A 20,860-nucleotide genomic window follows, 5' to 3' on the forward strand; every position below is an offset into this window, starting at 1 on the left:
GTAATAAAATCTAATGAGTGTAGTAATATGTATTTATTAAAATTAATTATAAGTATAATTATATTAGATTACTTATGGAGGAAAAAATGCAAGATATAATGATAATAGGCATAGCTGGAGGAAGCGGGTCAGGTAAAACTACTTTGGCTCAAAATATAAGAGAAGCTTTTAGTGATGATATAGTAATTCTTTGTCATGATTACTATTATAAATCTAATGAGGGAATTTCTTTGGAAGAAAGAAAAAAACTTAATTATGATCATCCTAATTCCTTTGACACAGATCTACTAATAGAGCAGCTTAGAGAATTAAAAGCGGGAAATACAATATATCATCCGGTATATTCTTTTGTTGAACATACAAGATTAAACGAAACTGTAGAAGTAAAACCAGCTAAAGTTGTAATAGTTGAAGGTATATTAATATTTGAAAATGAGGAACTTTGCGATTTGATGGATATTAAAGTTTTTGTAGATACAGCTGGTGATGTTAGAATAATAAGAAGATTGCTAAGAGATGTAAAAGAAAGAGGAAGAGATTTAGATTCTGTAATCAATCAATATTTAGGTACAGTGAAACCTATGCATGAGGAGTTTGTTGATCCAAGTAAGAGAAGGGCAGACATAATAATTCCAGAGGGTGGTTGTAATGCAGTTGCTTTAAGCATGCTACTGGAAAGAGTAAGGAATTTTATATATAAAGAATAGCAGTACATAATTTTTAAGTAGTATTAAATAAAGTGTGTCTTTTTAAGTTTGAATAAATTTAAAAAGGCATTTATTAATTATTGTAGACAAGTTGGTAGTAATTCATAAAAAGGAGAAGATACGTATGAAAAAGGTAGATGCAGTAATATTTGATATGGATGGGGTATTAATAGATTCGGAAAGAATATCGCTCAAATGTTATCAGGAAGTTTTAAAAGATTATCAATATGAAATGGATGAAAAGATTTATGTAAAATTCATAGGAAGAAATGTTGAGGGTATAAAAGAGGCATTGCAGGAAGAGTTTGGGAAGGACTTTCCTTTCGATGAGATATATAAGAAAAAATCTAAATTAGCATTGGAATTTACTGATAAAAATGGTGTTAAAATCAAGCCTGGAGTACATGAACTATTAGACTACCTAAATAATGAAAATTATAAAATAGCGGTAGCTACTTCGACAAGAAGACAAAGAGCCCTTGAATTATTGGAAAGAGCAAAAATAAAGGAAAAAGTTAATTATATAGTTTGTGGAGATCAAGTTGAAAATTCTAAACCTGATCCAGAAATATTTTTAAGAGCAGCAGAAGGGTTAAATGTTAAACCAAATAACTGCTTAGTTGTTGAAGATTCAGATGCTGGAATAACAGCAGCACATGCAGCGAGTATGACAGGAGTTCATGTTCCAGATATGAAGATATTAGATGATAAGACAAAGAAGCTAGCGTTTAAAATATGTAAGGAATTGGTTGATGTTAAGAGCGTTTTGGAAGAAATTAAAGAGTATTGAATTTAATTAAGTTTGAGAAAGGAACACTAAATTTATGAGTGAAGAGTTAATAAATTCTTATTGGGGAGTTAATTTAGAAAGTAAAGTAATAAGTCAATCTAGTACGACGCTAACTGTGTTGATGCCAGGAATTGGCTATACATTAGACAGACCTCTTTTAGATTATTCGAAGAAATTAGCTCTAGAGTTAGGTTATGATGTTCTTTCTTTAGAATATGGTTTTCAGATTGCAAGAAAAAACTTGCTTATAGAAAAGGAGCTTCAGCACTTAATAAAAGAATCTATATGTATCTTTAAATCAGCATTAAAAGGGAATTACACCAAGATAGTATTCATATCTAAAAGCATAGGAACTATTGTACATACTCTACTTTGTGATGAGATTAGTGGTTATGAAGTTAAGCATATTTACTTAACGCCTATAGATCATACTTTAGGAGTTGGAATAAAGGAAAATTCGTTAGTAATAAGTGGAACAAATGATCCGCTAATAAATATAGAATCTATTGAAAAAATAAAAAGAATTAATGGTGTAGAGATGATTGAAATAGAAGGAGCTGACCATTCGCTAAATATAAGTAATGATATATTAAGAAGTATAGATGTTATTCGTAAAGTAATTGAGGCTGAAAAGAAATACTTAATATAACAAAAAACATTTAAAGAATGTATTCTTTAAATGTTTTTTGTTATATTAAAAAAATTATAATGTTAGCATTAAATATCATGTTTGTGAAATCTATGACTTCACAGTCAACTAAGATTTTTATGGATTTTATTGATAAATCATTTTAGGTTGAATAACTTTAGGATCATATCCGCTATCCTTGAGAGCTCTAATGATTGCTTCTTTGTGATCATGTCCGAAGGTTTCCATTGTGATATCAAGTTCAACTGCACTGTTACGATTAATACTTACAAATTGATTGTGATCAAGTTTGATTATATTACCATGAGCTTCTGCAATTACCTTAGATACATTGGTTAATTCTCCAGGTTTATCTGGAAGTAAAACAGAAACTGTACAAATACGTTCTCTTTCTATTAAACCATGTTGCACTAGGGATGCAAAGGTAATTACATCCATATTACCACCGCTTATAATTGATACAATCTTTTTATCTTTTACATCTAAGTGTTTTAAAGCTGCCACAGTTAATAAGCCTGAGTTTTCAGCAAGCATTTTGTGATTTTCGAGCATATCTAGGAACGCTCCTATAAGTTCGTGATCCTCGATAGTTATGATATCGTCGAGATTTCGTTGTATATATGGAAAAATCTTAGAACCAGGGGTTTTAACGGCAGTACCATCAGCTATTGTATCTACTGAAGGAAGAGTAGTTACATCTCCATTCTTTAAAGAAACTTGCATGCAGTTTGCGCCAGCAGGCTCTACCCCTATAACTCTTATATTAGGGTTTAGAAGTTTTGCAAGTGTAGAAACACCTGTAGCAAGTCCGCCGCCACCTATTGGAACTAAGATTATATCAACAGTTGGCAATTCTTTTATGATCTCCATTGCTATTGAGCCCTGACCAGTTGCTACGTCTAAGTCATCAAAAGGATGAATAAAAGTATAACCTTCTTCTTCAGCAAGTTTTAAAGCGTAATTGCAAGCCTCATCATAAACATCTCCATGTAAAATAACTTCTGCGCCATAGGCTTTTGTACGATTAACTTTCATTAGAGGAGTGGTGGTTGGCATTACAATTATTGCTTTTGTGTTATAGGCTTTGGCAGCATAAGCTACCCCTTGAGCATGATTGCCAGCAGAAGCTGTCACAAGACCTTTGCTTCTATCTTCCTCTGAAAGTGTGCTGATCTTATAGTATGCCCCTCTGATTTTATACGCCCCCGTTTTTTGCATATTTTCAGGCTTAAAGTAAACTTTATTTCCTGTAATATCTGAGTAATAGTCGCTAAACACTAACTTGGTTTTTAAGATTACTTTTTGTACGATTTCATATGCTTCTTCAAATTTATCAAGTGTCATCATTTTTGTAATATCCCCTTTATATGTATATTGCTTTTAGCTAATAGTTTTATGATAACATGTTAGCATTTTATGTCAAGTAAGAGTTTTTAAGACAATAAGTTTCGTAAATTTAAATCGAAAGGTAACTCTAGGAATAAGGAATAATAAAAAATAACAAGTTAAGATGATGCTGTAATACTATAATTAAATAAATATATTTATCAAAAAGATATATTTATTAGTATTAAAGTGTTAATAGCATTTTTAACTTGTTATTTCTGAGCATTTTAGATAGGAAAAAATTCATAATATATAGTTAAGATATATGATTTTCATAAAGAACTTTTATTGTTAATGTCCTTTATGCTTTTCAAGCTTTTTATTTTTTCTTAACTCGAATTTTCTTTGCTCTTCTTGCTCCTTTTGTTCTTTTGATTTTTGTTTGCGTACAATTTTGCTTTGTTCATGCTGTAATTGCATTGCTATTTGGGCTTTAGTTCCTATGCCTTTAACATTAACCTCTTTTCTAATGCTTCGTTGAAGCCTTTTAGGATTAGGTTTTGCTGGTGATTTAAAGTCATCAGACAATACTGGCGAACTAAAATTTAGACGATAGAATTTTTTCAGTATGAGCTCGTAAACTTCCTCGTCTTTTGGTTCTGAGCCGAAGGTAACTTTGCATACCTTATATTCACCATTTTCAATACTTTCAAAGACACCAATCCAAAATGGATCATCAAAAAGAACTGTTAATTTAATTATTGTTATCATAATTAAATCCTCCTGTAGTATATAAATTCACAGAGAATGGACAACCCCAGGAGGGCAGGTTACTGCTATATTATAATATAGGTTCTGACTACCAACAGAAACAGTGTTTTTATCTCTTTAAATATTATTATAGTAGAAGAGTATACTAATGAAAAGAGAGGTTGTTATTAATTATATTTATATTATGTCTTCTATGACTTAGTAGATAATCTAGATAAAGCCTATAAAAATAGAATTATTGATAAGTTTTATAGAGAAATTTAGGTTGAAACATAAAAAAAATAGCCAGTTTTAATAAACTGACTACATTTTTTTATTAACTGACTATATTATTTTAGTTGTCCAATCTTCGCAATTCCAAGTTTCTGTTATTATATCTCTATAAAATTCAGGTTCATGCGAAACTAACAGAATTGTTCCTTTATATTCTTTAAGCGCTCTTTTTAACTCATCTTTTGCGTCAACATCTAAGTGATTAGTAGGTTCGTCAAGTATTAATATATTAGTTTCATTATTTATAATTTTACAAAGTCTAACTTTTGCAGCCTCACCACCAGATAGAACTCTTATTTGTGATTCTAATTGCTTAGTTGTAAGTCCACATTTAGCAAGAGCAGCTCTTATTTGATATTGAGTATATCCAGGGAATTCCTGCCATAATTCATCTATACATGTATTGCTATTATTGCCTCTATCTTCTTGTTCGAAATAACCTATGTATTGATAATCTCCTAAATGAACTTCTCCACTTATTGGTTTTATTATACCAAGTAAACTTTTTAGAAGAGTTGATTTACCAAGCCCGTTAGCCCCGACTAATGCTATTTTTTGTCCTCTTTCCATATATAAATTTAATGGTTTTGTAAGAGGAGAGTCATAACCTATAACTAAATCTTTAGTTTCAAAAATAACTTTGCCTGAAGCTCTAGCAGATTTGAAGTTGAATTCTGGCTTTGGCTTTTCTTTTGAAAGTTCAATTATATCCATCTTATCTAGCTTCTTTTGTCTAGATTTAGCCATATTTGCAGTAGCAACATTAGCTTTATTTCTTGCTACGAAATCTTCAAGTCTTGAGATTTCTTTTTGTTGCTTTTCATAAGCAGCTTCTAATTTTTCTTTATTTATTGCATATATCCTTTGGAATTCATCATAATCTCCAACATATCGTGTAAGTTTTCTTTCATCTACATGATATATTAAATTAACTACTGAATTTATAAATGGAACATCATGGGATATTAATATAAACGCATTTTCATATGATTGAAGATATCTTTTTAGCCATTCGATATGTTCTTCATCCAAGTAGTTTGTAGGCTCATCTAAAAGTAAAATATCAGGAGATTGTAATAATAGTTTTCCTAGAAGGATTTTGGTTCTTTGTCCACCAGATAAATCATCAACGTCTTTATCTAACCCTAGGTCTAAAAGCCCAAGACCCTTTGCAACTTCTTCAACTTTTGGATCAATAACATAAAATCCGTTATGATCAAGCATGTCTTGAATTACAGCAGTTCTTTCCAGCATTTTATTTAACTCATCCTCAGTACAATCCCCCATCTTTTCGTATAAAGAATTCATTTCTGCTTCTAGATCAAAAAGATATTTAAAAGCATCTCTTAAGGCATCTCTTATACTTTGACCTTTCATTAATGCTGCATGCTGATCCATGTAACCAACTCTAACATTATTAGACCAAATAACATTCCCTTCATCAGGCATTAGCTTACCAGTTACTATATTCATAAATGTAGATTTACCTTCTCCATTAGCACCAATAAGACCAACATGTTCACCCTTTAATAATCTAAATGAAACATCTTCAAAAATAGCTCTATCTCCAAATCCGTGATTCATATTTTTAACAGTAAGTATGCTCATCAATTACCTCCAAAAAACTTATAAAATTTGCAACTAAGTGAAAAGACTCCTAAAATAAGAGAAAAATAATAAGCTTATAATCACTTTTTGTAGTTGCGTATCCATAATAGTTTAAAGTATAAAAAGCTAGTATGTCAAAGTAAATTTAAGAAAATTTGTGTATATTAAAAATATAGATGAGAAGAGTATTGAAACTATAACAATATATTCATAAAATAGTAAAATTCATTAAAGCTAATATTTATCAATTGCCCAAAGCACCCTGGGTATAAATTGTAGTTGTATATTTACATAATATGTTATAATTTTAGTAATAAAATCCGTGTGTCTATAAATTAAAGAATGTTAATAATTGTTTAGAGAATTTACTCGATAAAACTTTTAGTTCAATGTGTTAGAAACGAAAAGAGGATATGCTGGAGGCGTAATTAGATATTTGACCAGATTATATATAAGGGGGAAGCAAGATGGAGGATTTGGTTACTGATAGATTGCTATTAAGAACATGGAAAGAGGATGATTACAAAGATTTATATGAATATGCCAAAAGTGAGTTGGTGGGTCCTAACGCTGGTTGGATGCCGCATAAAGATGAGGATGAAAGTAGAAAAATAATAAGAATGTTTATTAGAAATAATGAAACATATGCTGTAGTTTTAAAATCAGAAAATAAAGTTATTGGTAGCATAGGGCTTCATGATAGAAAGCCTGATAATAATTTGTTGAAACTAAATCAGAAAGAAGTGGGGTATGCTCTCAATCCTAGATACTGGGGAAAAGAAATCGTTCCTGAAGCTGTAAAATCTTTAGTGGACTATGGGTTTAATAAACTAAATTTAGAATTAATTTGGTGCGCACATTTTGATTTTAACAACAACTCAAAAAGAGTAATTGAAAAGTGCGGATTCAAATATAAATTTAAAAAGTTCGAGAGATTAAAATTTCTAAATAATAAAGAGGTAACCACATTGTATTATTGTATTTTTAGAACTGAGTATAAAAATAACTTAAGAATATAACCAAATGTTATGAATTTACATGATTCTGACTACAATAGAATGTCTAAAGAACTTTTAGAATAATTAGTTAGTAAATTAACATTTTGCTGAATAGTAAGAGAAAAGGCGTGAAACTAAGCTAATGGATAAGAAAATATCTATTAGCTTAATTTTTATATTTAGATAAAAGTTATTTTTGTTTGTAAGTAAAAATTAATTTAGCCGAATTTCTATAATAATATTCCTATTTTGGGGCAAACTTTTAGTATAAAAAAATTTTTTGTTGATGGTATTATAAATTGCGTAAATTATTATATGAAAGGAGATACTATGATGTTAGATTTAACTAAGGAAATAAAAGAAATGGCAGAAAAAATGGGTTGCGAAATGAAAGGCTTGGCAGAAGATATGGGGAATGAAATGAGAAATGTAGGAGAATTAGTAAAGTCAAAAGCAGAAAAATTAACTGATGAAATAAAGAATAGAATGACAAGGTGAATATAAAGAAGATAGTAATTACATTATTAGTGTGAATGCTATCTTCTTTATATTTATTTAAAAGTAACATAAAAAAGTAGAAATCATATTATATAGTGGACATGGTTATAGGGTAAATAGACTACCTCGATCTATTAATTTCCCTTTTCTTAGTGCAATGGGTAAGACGTCATATTTAAAAAGAAATTTCTTTATTTGATCTCCCCATGTGTAACTATCTAAATCACCAAAGAAAGCCATCTTATTATTAGAGACCATACCACCGACCCCGCCTATAAAACCATAATTTAGTGAAGGTAGTAGTATATCTCCAGGAGGAAGCAGAAGGATGTCAAAATCGTAATTTTTAAGAGAATTAAAAATCCCTTTATCACTTGTGATTAAGGCTTTTTCTCTAACATGGAGAATAGAACATTTTGTGTAACCTTGAGGAACATCAATGTGTATTTTTGAATTTTGAGAGTTTAAGAGATTTTCATCGCTATATTTTAAAGTATGTATAAAATAGTTTTCTAAAATTAAAGAATTTAAAATAATATCGTTTGGATATGTATTGGACAATGTGTTTTTTGAAACAATATAATTTATGTCGTTTAATTTAAGGATCTCTTTGAAATTTTCTGAGATATTTCGTTGGATAATTATCTTATTAAATGAATCATTTTTTAGTACGTTTAATTGAATATCAGGATGACCATTTATGGCATCATAAACATCATTACATTTAGGGACTAATATTGGTTTTAGGTCTAGTTTGGAAAGGCTAAGTAATTCTTCTTTAGTAATTCTATAATCGACAAAACAATGCATATAAATTCTCCTTATAAGAATGTATAACTGATATTTAAAGGCAAAATAATCAATACTGAAATTATTATTTTAAATTATATTTTGCGCTTTAAAGACAGATATGTCAATTAAGTAACTGCTAGAATGTATAAAAATTAATATTTTATCAACTAGAAATATATCATATGAATTTTGCATATCCTCAAATTTTTAATACATACTAATATTAAGAAGGGAGTGAAATCCATGCTTATTTTAAAATTAGCTTATAGTGAAGACTTGACTTTTTCCCGTGACCTGCAAGAGCTAAAAGAGCTACTAAAGAAGAAGGAGATTTTAATAGGATTTGTTGAAAGTATAGAAGGAAAAACTCATATAATAAAGATAATTTGTGAAGAAAATTGTTATAATGAAAAAGTAAAAGAGATTATTAACTTATATGTTAGTAATATTTTATATAGAATAGTTATTGATAATTATAGAAAAAAGGAAATGTTTGAATTTATAACGGATAATTATTTTTTCTTAAAGCAATCTGAAATATTAGAGGTTGAAGATCAAATACTAAAGGTGTTAAAGTATGAAGAAGTAGATGCAAATGAGGATACTATATTTTGTTTAAATAAAATTAATTCTATGGTAGAAAAGATTAGAGACTGCATAAGTGAAAAACAAGAGATTAATATAGATGGATTTATAACTTTTAGGATGAGAAAATTAAGAGAGGATATAGAAAAAGTTATAGATAAAGTAGTAGAAAGATATATGGTGGAAAAAGAATATAAGGAATTTATAAAACTACTAAAGTACTTTGTAGAAATACAGGAATGTAAAATAGAAGAAATAAATATAATAGTAGAAGATAATAATTATATAGTAAGAGATAAGGAAGGCAAAGATTTATATTACGATTTTTTTAGTGAAATCGCAACAGATCAAAATAAAGCTGAATTAAATATGGAAGATATATTAATTAGCGGACTGATAACAAGTGCACCTGAAAATATAAATATCTATGGAAAAGAAAAATGTAGCAATAAAGAATTTTTAGATACTATTCAAAATGTATTTGGAGATAAGGTTCATTTTTATGAAGCAAATAGCGACTATAATAAAATTGGTCAAATAATAGCAAAAAAATATTGACATGGATTAACAACAATGATATACTCATACATGTTAAGAAGAAACAGCCGTTTCTCACCCTGCAGTGTTGAATTTACTAGTATGGGTTTTATGTGATGTCTATACATTGAGTATTGATAATTTGAGGCGGCAGTTATGCCGTCTTTTTATTATGTATATAGTTTTTCGGAGGTGAAAAATATTAATAAAGATTTTTCTATGAATGAAGAAATTAGAGAAAAAGAGATTAGACTAATAGGAAGTAACGGGGAACCATTAGGGATTGTCCCAACTATTGAAGCAAAAAAACTTGCTGAAGAAAAAGATATGGATTTAGTTATGATGTCTCCTACTGCGAAACCACCAGTTTGTAGAATTATGGACTATGGTAAGTATGTATATGAGCAATCTAAAAAAGAAAAAGATGCTAAGAAAAAGCAAAAAATCATATCTATTAAAGAAGTAAGATGTAGTCTAACTATTGAGGAACATGACATTGATATAAAAGCAAAAAATGCTAGAAAGTTCCTATTAGAAGGAGATAAAGTTAAAATCACTGTAAGATTTAGAGGTAGGGAAATGGAACTTGCCCACATGGGACAAAAGATTCTTGATAACTTTGCAGCTAAATTAGAAGATGTCTGCCTAGTAGAAAAAAGACCTAAAAGAGAAGGCAGAAATATGACAATGGTTTTAGGGCCTAAAAAGGCGTAACTTGAGAGGAGGATTTAATCATGCCAAAAATGAAAACTCATAGAGGTGCAGCAAAAAGATTCAGAAAAACAGGTACAGGAAAACTTAAGAGAGGTAAGGCATTTAGAAGCCATATCTTAACAAAGAAGAGTTCAAAAACTAAGAGACATCTTAGAAAAGCTGGATATGTTTCAGATTCACAATTAAAAGTAATGAAGAAATTATTACCATACCTATAATATAGGGGTAATGCAGGAGGTTTAAGTAATGGCAAGAGTAAAGAGAGCGAAGAATTCTCGTAAAAATCATAAAAAAGTTTTAAAACTTGCAAAAGGATACTACGGTGGAAAAAGTAAGTTATATAAAACTGCTAATGAATCAGTAATAAGAGCATTAAGAAATTCTTATGTTGGAAGAAAGAATAAGAAGAGAGATTATAGAAGTTTATGGATAGCTAGAATTAACGCAGCTACAAGAATAAACAACTTATCATATTCTAAATTCATGAATGGAATCAAATTAGCTGGAATAGACATCAACAGAAAGATGTTATCTGAAATAGCTATAAATGATCCAAAGGCATTTACTGAATTAGTAGAAGTTGCTAAGAAACAATTAAATGCTTAGTACATAAAATGCGGCTTATGTCGCATTTTATTTTTATATTCAAATATAAATAATAATACTATTATTTTTCCATAATCCTATAGTTTTGAGGTGTAAAACTTTGATATATATAGAAAGTAAAGAAAATAATTTGTTTAAGAATACAAAAAAGCTTAAAGAAAGAAAAAATAGGACTAAAACAAGTAGATATATAATTGAAGGATTTAGATTAGTTCAAGAGGCATTTAAGGCCAAAGTCGATGTAGATTACCTAATTGTGACTGAAGATGCACAGGATAAAGTAGACGAATTTTTGGGCAAATATATAAATGATGAAATTAAGATTTATGAAATTTCTAGCAATTTATTTAAAGAACTTATTTCTACAGAAAATCCCCAAGGAATACTTGCTGTTATAAAAATGAATACAATGGAATTGAAATTCGATGGAGATTTTTACTTGCTTTGTGACAAGGTGCAAGATCCAGGGAATCTAGGGACTATAATAAGAACTGCACATGCAGCTGGAGTACAAGAAATTATATTAACAAAGGGTACTGTGGATATATATAATGAAAAGACAATTAGATCTACAATGGGATCTATATTTTATATTCCTATTTATTATGATGATGAGAATCTCTCTTTGGTAAAAGAATTAAAGGGGAAAGGTTTTAATTTAGTAGTGACATCCTTAGATACAGATAAAAATTTCTTTCAAGCAGATTTAAGAGGGAGAGTTCTCTTAACTGTTGGGAATGAAGGAAATGGAGTAAGTAGAGAAGTGTTAGAGATGGCGGATACTAAGGTTAAGATACCAATGCCAGGCAATGCTGAATCTTTAAATGTAGCAGTAGCTTCATCTGTTATAATGTATGAGAAAGTAAGACAAAATCAATTGTGATTAAATCTTATTAAAATATGAAAGTATATTAATAGGTTTCTAGGAAAATTTGAAACTATTTAAGAATGAAAGTAGATTTGAATATTTCTAGGAATCTATATTAATATGAAAAAATTTAAAAATTTATATATTTATCTATGTAAATAGTAAAATATATAAATATTTATAGGAAACATCTGGTGTTCAGAGGTTTTATATTTAAAATAGAATAATTATGTTAAGATAAAATATTTGATTTAATTTGGGAATATACTTATAAATGTGGTATATTAGAAAAGCAGTAGATTTATATATAAATTTTGAAAATAGTATTGATATTTTATATATTTATTTGTATAATGAGTTGTATTAATTGAACATTGAAAAACTGTGAATGAGAGAGTAGATATTAGAAAAGTTTTAAGGGAGAGAGGGTCATGGACTGTAAGCCTTCTTAAATAATATAATATTGAAGTTCGCTCAGGAGTTCTAGCTGTGAAATTTATAGTAGTAGCTAGCGGCAAGAAGAGTCGTTAATTAAATTGAGTTGGGTACTTTTTTAGTTCCAATTAGGGTGGTAACGCGGATAATTCGTCCCTTTTTATGAGGTGGCGTTTTTTTTATGCAAAAAATCTTTTTAATTGCCAACAAATGATTTTTAAAGAAATATTTATAGGTCTATTATTATTTTTATATGTCTTATTGAAAGGAGAAACAATCAATGAAAGAAAAACTTAAAGAATTACAAGAACTTGCATTAAGCAAAATTGAAGCTGTTAAAACTAGCAGTGAATTGGAAGAAATTAGAGTTAAGTTCTTAGGAAAAAAAGGGGAACTTACTACAATATTAAGAGGTATGGGGAATCTTTCTCCAGAAGAAAGACCGATTGTAGGAAAATTAGTTAATGAAGCTAAAGCTGCTGTTGAAGAAAAATTAGAAAGCGTATTAAAATCTATTAAAGATAAAGAAAAGGCTGAAAAGCTTGCAGGTGAAACTATAGATATTTCTCTTCCAGGAAGAAAGAAGGTTATAGGAAAGAGGCATCCGTTAGATTTGACTCTTCAAAGTATGGAAGAAATTTTCGTTTCAATGGGGTTCACAATTGAAGATGGACCTGAAGTTGAATATGATCACTATAATTTTGAAGCTTTAAATATCCCTAAGGATCATCCGGCTAGAAGTGAACAGGATACTTTATATATAAATGATAAAATAGTACTTAGAACTCAGACTTCACCAATTCAAGTTAGAACTATGGAGAATCAAAAGCCACCAATAAAAATGATTTCCCCTGGTAAAGTATATAGATCAGATTCAGTAGATGCTACACATTCACCTATATTCTATCAAATGGAAGGATTAGTTATAGATAAAGGAGTTACATTTGCTGATTTAAAAGGAACATTAGAATTATTTGCAAAAAAAATGTTTGGAGACAAGGTTCAAACTAAATTCAGACCACATCACTTCCCATTTACAGAGCCATCTGCTGAAATGGATGCAACATGCTTTGTATGTGGCGGTGAAGGCTGTAGAGTATGTAAAGGCAGCGGTTGGATAGAACTTTTAGGTTGCGGAATGGTTCATCCAAATGTTCTTAGAAACTGCGGACTTGATCCAGAAGTATATAGTGGATTTGCTTTTGGTTTTGGTGTTGATAGAATGGTAATGCTAAAGTATGGAATAGATGATATAAGATTATTATATGAAAGTGATATGAGATTCTTAAATCAATTCTAAAAGCTTAATTTTATTTGAAATTCAAGAATTTAAGAATATACATTCTTAGGAATATTTATTCTTTAGAATATTACCATAAATATTCTAAAGATATGCACCTTAAAAAAAGCAGCTATGCTGCAATTAAGAACTTATTAACCTTAAAAAAGCAGCTATACTGCAATCAAGAACTTTTGAAACTAAAAAAAGCAGTTATGTTTCAATTAAGAACTTATCACCTTAAAAAAGTAGTTATGCTGCAATTAAGATTTTTTGAATATTAAAAATGGTGTAGCTATGCTACCAATTAAGAACTTTTGCGCATTTAAAAATGAGGGCTAGTGAAGAAATTGGATTAAAATATGATTCTATACCCAGCAATAAAAGGAGGAAACAAAATGAAAGTACCATATAATTGGCTTAAAGATTATGTTGATATAAATGTTAGTCCTAAGGAATTAGGAGATAAATTAACTCTAACTGGTTCACAACTAGAAGAACTTGTTATCCAAGGAGATGTAATTCAAAATGTAGTTACAGGAAAAATTACTAATATTGAAAAACATCCTGATGCAGATAAGTTAAGCATATGTCAAGTTGATATAGGAAGTGAACAAATACAAATAGTTACAGCTGCAACGAACATGAAAGAGCAAGATGTTGTGCCGGTTGCTCTTCATGGTTCAACACTTGCCGACGGAACTAAAATAAAAAAAGGAAAACTTAGAGGAGTAGTATCTAATGGTATGTTCTGCTCAGAAGAAGAATTAGGTACAGCTGGAGATGAGCCGGTTCATGGATTGATGATCTTACCTACTGATACTAAGCTTGGAGTTGATATTAAGGAACTTTTAGGATTAAATAAAGCTATCTTAGATTTTGAAATTACTTCAAACAGACCTGACTGCCTAAGTATGGTAGGGATGGCAAGAGAAACAGCAGCAGCTCTTAGAACAACTTATAAAATGCCAAATTTAGAATATCAAATTAAAAATTCTAAAAATATAAATGAAGAGTTAACTGTTGAAGTTAAAGATACTCTTTGCAATAGATATATGGCAAGAGGAGTAAAAAATGTTAAAGTTCAGCCATCACCAGGCTGGATGCAAGAAAGACTTCTTGAAGCTGGTATAAGACCAATAAATAATATAGTTGATATAACAAATTTTGTTATGCTTGAAACTGGTGAACCAATGCATGCTTTTGATAAAAGAGAAATTGCTACGAATAAAATAGTAATTGAAAGAGCAAAGCAAGGAGAAAAGTTTACAACTTTAGATGAAGTAGAAAGAGAATTAGATGATTCGATGCTTTGTATTAAAGATGGAGAAAATATTATCGGTCTTGCTGGAATAATGGGTGGTTTAAACTCGGAAATAAAAGAAGATACTACAGAAGTTGTTTTTGAATGTGCAAATTTTGATGGAACTAACATAAGAGTGAATTCAAAGAAATTAAATCTAAGAACAGAAGCTTCTGGAAGATTTGAAAAAGATATAGATCCTAACTTAGCTGAAATTGCATTAAATAGAGCATGTAGCTTAATCTGTGAATTAGATGCCGGAGAAGTTATGGAAGGTACTATAGATGTTTACAACAACAAGAAAGAAGTATCAACTGTAACTGTTGACTCAAATTGGGTAAACAGCTTCCTTGGAACAGATCTTTCTAAAGAAGAGATGAAGAGATGTTTAGATAGTGTTGATTTATTTACAGAAATAAATGGTGATAACTTAGTTGTGACAGCTCCAACTTTTAGAGTTGATATTGCAATTAGAGAAGATATAGCTGAGGAAATTGCAAGAATTTATGGATATGAAAAAATTCCTACAACAATTTTTAAAGTTTCTACAGAAAGAGAGCCAAGATATAGAAAAGGATTATTAGATAATAGAGTAGTGATGCTTGCTACAGGAAGTGGATTAAATCAATCTATTAGTTATTCATTTGTATCTCCAAAGGTTTTTGATAAAATTAATTTACCAGAAGATAGTGATCTTAGAAATGTAGTTAAGATAAGAAATCCATTAGGGGAAGATTATAGTGTAATGAGAACTTCAACACTTCCATCAATGATGGAATCACTTGGAAGAAATTATTCTAGAAATAACTCATATGTAAGATTGTTTGAAATGGGGAAAGTTTACATTCCAAATGTGGATGAAACAAAACTTCCAATAGAAAAGAATATTTTAACTATAGGTATTTATGGAGATTGTGACTACTTAGATCTTAAAGGTGTTGTTGAAAATATAACTGATGGATTAGGTATAAAGAGTGTTAAATATGAAAGAGAGAGCGAAAATGTAAGTTACCATCCTGGAAAAACAGCTAAGATAGTTGTTGGTAGAACTAATGCTGGAACTTTAGGAGAAGTTCATTTAGATGTATGCGAAAATTACGGTTTGGATGTGCCTTGTTATGTGGCAGAATTAGATTTGGACGTTTTATATGAAAATGCTGATATGGATAAAAAATATAAAGCACTTCCAAAATTCCCAGCAGTAACACGAGATATTGCATTACTTGTTGATGATAGTCTTTTGGTCCAAGAAATTGATGATACAATAAAAAGAGCTGGTGGAAATTTAGTTGAAAAAGTAGAATTATTTGATATATATAAAGGAAAACAAATTCCAGATGGTAAAAAGAGCATAGCTTATGCAATCTGGTACAGAGATGAAAATAAAACATTAACAGATAAAGATGTTAATAAAGTTCATGAAAAAATCCTAAAATCTTTAGAATATAAGCTTGGAGCTACATTAAGAGATTAAAATATAATAACTCAAGCGTTGCTCCATGAAAGCTGCTTCAGAAATAAGTTTTATTATTTTTGAAGCAGCTATTTTTATTTATACAAAAAAATATAAGTTTAAAGAAGGAAATATCATGTTTCTATAGAATAAGTATAGATAAAGTGGTTAAAAGTGGTGTTAAGTGGTTTAAAATAGAGGGAAATTACCTAATCAATAAAAGTAGGAGCTGAGAATATTGTTCATTGGGGAATATCAACATGCGTTAGATCCTAAAAATAGAATAATTGTTCCAGCAAAACTAAGAGATGGACTTGGTAATAAATTTGTTATTACCAAAGGACTTGATGGGTGTTTGTACGCTTATCCGCTTGATGAATGGAAAATATTGGAGAATAAATTAAAAACTTTACCTTTAACAAATAAGGATGCTAGATCCTTTGTGAGGTTCTTTTTTTCTGGAGCTTGTGAAGTCGAGTTAGACAAGCAAGGAAGAGGATTGATTCCACAAAATTTAAAGGAATATGCAGGTATAGAAAAGGACATAGTAAGTATTGGAGTATTATCTAGAGTAGAAATATGGAGCAAGGAAAAGTGGAGCGAATATAACGAATCAAATATAGACTTTGATTCAATTGCAGAAAAAATGAATGATTTAGGAATATAAGGAGTTTTTATTATGGAATTTAAACATGTATCGGTCTTATTAAATGAATGTATAGAGGCATTAAACATAAAGGAAAATGGGATTTATGTTGATGGTACTTTAGGAGGAGCAGGACACTCATCTCATATCTTAAGCAATCTTTCCAAAGATGGAATGCTTATTGGGATAGATCAAGACCAAGACGCTCTAAAGGCAGCAAAAGAAAAACTTAAGGATTTTGAAAATGTAAAGTATGTTCATAGCAATTTTTATAATATTGATAGTATTTTAAACGATCTAGATATTGAAAAGGTTGATGGAATTTTGATGGATCTTGGAGTTTCATCATATCAACTTGATGAAGCATCAAGAGGTTTTAGTTATATGAAAGATGCTCCGTTAGATATGAGAATGAATAGAGAAAGTGATTTTTCCGCGTACAATATTGTAAATAATTACGATGAGGACAGCTTATATAAAATAATAAAGGACTATGGTGAAGAAAGATTTGCTAAAAGGATTGCGAATTTTATTATAAATAGAAGAATTGAGAAGCCGATAGAAACAACTTTTGAACTTGTAGACATTATCAAGGCTGCAATTCCAGCAAAGATGAGAAGAGAAGGGCCTCATCCGGCTAAAAGAACTTTTCAGGCAATTAGAATAGAAGTTAATTCAGAATTAAAGATACTTAATAAAACTATAGAGGATGGAGTGAATAGATTAAATAAAGGTGGAAGAATGGCTATTATAACTTTCCATTCTTTGGAAGATAGAATAGTGAAATTAAAGTTTAGAGAATTAGAGAATCCATGTAATTGTCCAAAAGAATTTCCAATGTGTATATGTGGAAAATCACCATTAGTTAAAAATATAGCTAAAAAAGGTATTGCACCAACTAAAGAAGAGATTGAAGAAAATCCAAGGAGTAGAAGCGCTAAGCTTAGAGTAATTGAGAAATTATAATTATTATTATGTTATAAATGAGTTGGGATGTGAATAAATTGGGAAGAAGAGAATATGATTATATAAAAGGGAATACAGTATTAGCTCCAGAAAGAAAAACAAGAGTACGTAAACCGGATAAAAAATATAAACAAATACAAAGAAGAAAACAAATTATAAATAAAAATATCCTATTAAAAAACAGGAGAAAAAATGATAGGAAATACTTACTAACTGTGGCAGTTGTCATATTTAGTTTAGGGTTTATTACTATTCATGGAGATAACAAGGTTTATACTATGGAAAGCAATGCGAGAAACTTGGATACTCAAATAAAACAAACACAAGAAGATAATGAGGCATTAAAAGTAAAAATATTGAAATTTTCTTCATTAAATAATATTCAAAAAAATGCTGAAAGTAAATTGGCAATGGCTATTCCTAAAAAAGAACAAACTATAAAAGTTGATTTTTCACAGAATTATTTTGAAGATTTAAAACCTAAAAGTTCCGAAAATACTGCTAAAAGTAAGAACATATTCTCTAAATTAATAAGTTTAATAAAATAATAAGTTACTTAAAATAATAAAAAATAAGTAATTATATTAGAAAATTAATTGGCTTTATCTTGGTTCTTTTGGGTTTTATGTAAAAGAAAGTGTGCATGGGGGAAATAAAAGTTGAAAAAAAAGAATTATAAAGATAGGGCAAAGATGCGCCAAAGGATGAGTATAGCAGCTTTTGCGTTGACAATTGTTTTTGTAATATTAACTCTTAGACTTTCTTATATAATGATAGTTAAAAGAGCTGATTATGCAGCAAGAGCAGAAGAACAGTGGACAAGTGAGGTAAAAATAGATGCCATAAGAGGAAGGATATTAGATAGGAATGGTAAAGAATTAGCGGTATCTGCGAATGTTTATAGAGTAGACTTCGATTTGAACTCTATAAGAGCATATTTATCAAGAGGATTAAAGGATTTATCAAAAACAGAAATAGAGCATATGAAAAGTGTAGGAATTCCAATACCTTCTGGAGATGATGGATTAAAAACTGATGATATTGCGCCTGTTATTGCAAAGGCATTAGATTTAGATGTAGATAAAGTAAAAGATAAGCTTGAAACAAGGCTTCCAAGTGGAGCAAAGGCTGGATCTTCTACTTTAATTAGAAGAATAGAAAAAGAACAGGCAGATAAGGTAAAAGATCTTAATATAAGTGGAGTTTTAGTATCACCAGATACTAAAAGATATTATCCGAATAATAATTTCTTATCACATGTACTTGGAAGTACTAATGTTGATGGTAAAGGGCTTACAGGAGTAGAGCTTCAATATAATTCGTATTTATCAGGAATTCCTGGAATGAAGATAGCAGAACTTGATAAAAATAATAGAGATTTACCTTATACAATATCTCAGTTTACAGCACCGGTAAACGGTAAAGATGTTACACTTACAATTGATGAGAATATACAAAATTTTGCGGAAAAAGCTGCCACACAAGCTTATAATGATACAAAAGCTAAGGCAGTCTCAATTCTTGTTATGGATCCTAAAACAGGTGAAGTTTTAGCAATGGTAAATAAACCTGATTTTGATCCTAATAATCCGCGTGATGGTGCAGATAAATTTGATGGAGCAAATTCAGATGACAAAGTACAAAAAATGTGGAGAAATAGGCTTGTAAATGATACTTTTGAACCTGGTTCAATATTTAAGGTAGTAACAGCTATTACAGGTCTTGAAGAAAACATTGTAAATAAGGATAGTAAGTTTTATTGTGGAGGTTCATTAAAAGTTGGAGGAATTACTCCTAAGTGCTGGAGAACTCAGGGGCATGGAGCAGAAGTATTCCCAGACATAATTCAGAATTCATGTAATGTAGGCTTTATGGAGCTTGGAGCAATGATTGGAAAAGAAAAATTATGTGAATATATTAATAAATTCGGTTTTGGAAAAGCGAGTGGAATTGATTTGCCTGGAGAAGCAAAAGGAATTGTTAAACCAGTTGATAAGGTTTCTGAGGCAGATCTTGCTACAATATCTTTTGGTCAAACTAATACGGTTAATTCAGTTCAATATATGACTGCGTTTAATGCTATTGCTAATGGCGGAACTTTGATACAACCACATGTAATGAAAGAAATCACTCATGAAGATGAAAATAATGTTAATATTGTCGATGAAGCTTTTAAGCCTAAGACAACAACAGTTGCAAGTACTGAAAAGACAGCAGAACTTAGAAGTTATCTTGAAAGGGTTATTACTGGGGGATCTGGAACAGGAACATTTATAGAAGGTTACCATATAGGCGGTAAAACAGGTACGGCTCAGAAAGTTATTGATGGAAGATATCAAGAAGGTAAGTATATATCTTCATTTGTTGGAATGGCGCCTGTGGATGATCCTAAAATTACTATGATGGTAACTATTGATGAACCAAGTAATGGTGCTTATTATGCGGCACAAGTAGCTGTACCGCCAGCAAAACCATTATTTACTGATATTTTTAATTACCTTAATAACAAATTTTCTGATGAAAATATGGGACAAATTACTAGAGATGTTATTATTCCAGAAGTTAGAGGAATGAAAGTTGATGATGCTAAAAAAGCGTTGAAGGATGCCAAGTTAGATTTTAATATAGATGGTGATGGGGAGTCAGTAGTAAACTTAACACCATATCCAGGATATTCGGTAAAAGAAGGGTCAAAAATAAATCTTTATACAAGTAGCGATGGAACAAATAATAATAATGTTGTAATGCCTGATGTTAGGGGATATTCAAAGGAAGATGCTAATACACTATTGAAGAAGCTTGGAATAGTGCCTGCCTTTGAAGGAAGTGGAGCAGTCTCAGAACAAGATATTTCTCAAGGTGAAGTTATAACAAAGGGAACAACTGTTAAGTTGACATTAAGTTCGGACTATAAGGATTAAAAAAGTGAGAATAAATTAATACTAAAACTTTAAAACGAAACGGGTATGTTTTGTAAGGGGTTTGGTATGAATTATACAAATGAAAAAATATTAGTATGTGAGAATTCTCGCATACTAATATTTTTTAGTAATAAT

The 20,860-nt window shown here is 29.9% G+C and carries 20 protein-coding genes and 2 other annotated features; of the genes, 16 read left to right on the plus strand and 4 right to left on the minus strand.

All coding sequences use genetic code 11. The features are described from left to right. Nucleotides 1-86 precede the first annotated feature (86 nt). The 3 genes from udk (at nt 87) to L1S46_RS19755 (ending at nt 2,146) form a co-directional block, all read left to right on the plus strand. Entirely contained in the window at nt 87-707 is a 621-nt protein-coding gene (gene udk, locus L1S46_RS19745) for a uridine kinase (RefSeq protein WP_017208845.1), read from the plus strand. A gap of 124 nt (nt 708-831) precedes the next feature. Further along, nucleotides 832-1,497 carry an HAD family phosphatase gene (locus L1S46_RS19750; protein ID WP_023976268.1) on the plus strand — a complete coding sequence of 222 codons (666 nt, stop codon included), beginning with the start codon at nt 832-834 and terminating at the stop codon, nt 1,495-1,497. 34 nt (nt 1,498-1,531) lie between these two features. Continuing rightward, entirely contained in the window at nt 1,532-2,146 is a 615-nt protein-coding gene (locus tag L1S46_RS19755) for an alpha/beta hydrolase (protein ID WP_023976267.1), read from the plus strand. Between the two features lie 126 nt (nt 2,147-2,272). Here the strand turns inward: L1S46_RS19755 and ilvA are convergent, their stop codons facing one another. The 3 genes from ilvA to L1S46_RS19770 all read right to left on the minus strand — a co-directional run bounded on the left by ilvA (nt 2,273) and on the right by L1S46_RS19770 (nt 6,124). Beyond that, nucleotides 2,273-3,493, minus strand: a complete 1,221-nt coding sequence (gene ilvA, locus L1S46_RS19760) for a threonine ammonia-lyase (RefSeq protein ID WP_077828807.1) — start codon at nt 3,491-3,493, stop codon at nt 2,273-2,275. 330 nt (nt 3,494-3,823) lie between these two features. After that, nucleotides 3,824-4,243, minus strand: coding sequence for a YjdF family protein (locus tag L1S46_RS19765; protein WP_077828808.1), 420 nt, complete (start codon nt 4,241-4,243; stop codon nt 3,824-3,826). Nucleotides 4,244-4,567: 324 nt separating this feature from the next. After that, a complete protein-coding gene (locus L1S46_RS19770) occupies nt 4,568-6,124 on the minus strand; it encodes an ABC-F family ATP-binding cassette domain-containing protein (RefSeq protein WP_041895714.1) in 1,557 nt (518 codons plus the stop codon). Nucleotides 6,125-6,591: 467 nt separating this feature from the next. On the opposite strand from L1S46_RS19770, the gene L1S46_RS19775 reads away from it, so the two are divergent. Beyond that, complete coding sequence (locus tag L1S46_RS19775; RefSeq protein WP_077868752.1) at nt 6,592-7,143, plus strand: GNAT family N-acetyltransferase; 552 nt, start codon at nt 6,592-6,594, stop codon at nt 7,141-7,143. Nucleotides 7,144-7,437: 294 nt separating this feature from the next. Continuing rightward, entirely contained in the window at nt 7,438-7,620 is a 183-nt protein-coding gene (locus L1S46_RS19780) for a hypothetical protein (RefSeq protein ID WP_078115189.1), read from the plus strand. Nucleotides 7,621-7,725: 105 nt separating this feature from the next. Here the strand turns inward: L1S46_RS19780 and L1S46_RS19785 are convergent, their stop codons facing one another. Further along, nucleotides 7,726-8,430, minus strand: coding sequence for a DUF6873 family GME fold protein (locus L1S46_RS19785; protein WP_238861156.1), 705 nt, complete (start codon nt 8,428-8,430; stop codon nt 7,726-7,728). A 225-nt stretch (nt 8,431-8,655) separates the two neighbouring features. Here L1S46_RS19785 and ytxC point away from each other — a divergent pair, with 225 nt between their 5' ends. From ytxC to L1S46_RS19840, 11 genes are all read left to right on the plus strand, one after another. Then, nucleotides 8,656-9,555, plus strand: a complete 900-nt coding sequence (gene ytxC, locus L1S46_RS19790; RefSeq protein ID WP_011968894.1) for a putative sporulation protein YtxC — start codon at nt 8,656-8,658, stop codon at nt 9,553-9,555. Between the two features lie 29 nt (nt 9,556-9,584). Next, nucleotides 9,585-9,711, plus strand: a sequence feature (ribosomal protein L20 leader region). 15 nt (nt 9,712-9,726) lie between these two features. Further along, complete coding sequence (gene infC, locus L1S46_RS19795) at nt 9,727-10,248, plus strand: translation initiation factor IF-3 (RefSeq protein ID WP_023974742.1); 522 nt, start codon at nt 9,727-9,729, stop codon at nt 10,246-10,248. Nucleotides 10,249-10,268: 20 nt separating this feature from the next. Then, a complete protein-coding gene (gene rpmI / locus L1S46_RS19800) occupies nt 10,269-10,466 on the plus strand; it encodes a 50S ribosomal protein L35 (protein WP_011968896.1) in 198 nt (65 codons plus the stop codon). A gap of 28 nt (nt 10,467-10,494) precedes the next feature. Further along, nucleotides 10,495-10,854 carry a 50S ribosomal protein L20 gene (gene rplT / locus L1S46_RS19805; RefSeq protein ID WP_011968897.1) on the plus strand — a complete coding sequence of 120 codons (360 nt, stop codon included), beginning with the start codon at nt 10,495-10,497 and terminating at the stop codon, nt 10,852-10,854. Between the two features lie 100 nt (nt 10,855-10,954). Then, nucleotides 10,955-11,737, plus strand: coding sequence for an RNA methyltransferase (locus tag L1S46_RS19810; RefSeq protein WP_171780331.1), 783 nt, complete (start codon nt 10,955-10,957; stop codon nt 11,735-11,737). A 360-nt stretch (nt 11,738-12,097) separates the two neighbouring features. Then, nucleotides 12,098-12,318, plus strand: a binding site (T-box leader). 119 nt (nt 12,319-12,437) lie between these two features. Beyond that, nucleotides 12,438-13,457, plus strand: coding sequence for a phenylalanine--tRNA ligase subunit alpha (gene pheS / locus L1S46_RS19815; protein WP_238900806.1), 1,020 nt, complete (start codon nt 12,438-12,440; stop codon nt 13,455-13,457). Nucleotides 13,458-13,834: 377 nt separating this feature from the next. Beyond that, nucleotides 13,835-16,213 (plus strand): phenylalanine--tRNA ligase subunit beta, encoded by a 2,379-nt coding sequence (pheT, locus tag L1S46_RS19820; protein WP_238900807.1) that lies wholly within the window; start codon nt 13,835-13,837, stop codon nt 16,211-16,213. Nucleotides 16,214-16,430: 217 nt separating this feature from the next. After that, a complete protein-coding gene (gene mraZ, locus L1S46_RS19825; RefSeq protein WP_017208861.1) occupies nt 16,431-16,859 on the plus strand; it encodes a division/cell wall cluster transcriptional repressor MraZ in 429 nt (142 codons plus the stop codon). A 12-nt stretch (nt 16,860-16,871) separates the two neighbouring features. Next, entirely contained in the window at nt 16,872-17,804 is a 933-nt protein-coding gene (gene rsmH / locus L1S46_RS19830; RefSeq protein ID WP_238861148.1) for a 16S rRNA (cytosine(1402)-N(4))-methyltransferase RsmH, read from the plus strand. Between the two features lie 29 nt (nt 17,805-17,833). Beyond that, on the plus strand, nt 17,834-18,352 hold the full coding sequence (locus L1S46_RS19835) for a cell division protein FtsL (RefSeq protein WP_238900815.1): 519 nt from the start codon (nt 17,834-17,836) through the stop codon (nt 18,350-18,352). Between the two features lie 111 nt (nt 18,353-18,463). Beyond that, nucleotides 18,464-20,725, plus strand: coding sequence for a stage V sporulation protein D (locus L1S46_RS19840; RefSeq protein ID WP_238900808.1), 2,262 nt, complete (start codon nt 18,464-18,466; stop codon nt 20,723-20,725). Nucleotides 20,726-20,860: the final 135 nt, after the last annotated feature.

The sequence above is a fragment of the Clostridium sp. YIM B02500 genome, from assembly GCF_022324665.1.
Taxonomy (GTDB): Bacteria; Bacillota; Clostridia; order Clostridiales; family Clostridiaceae; genus Clostridium; species Clostridium beijerinckii.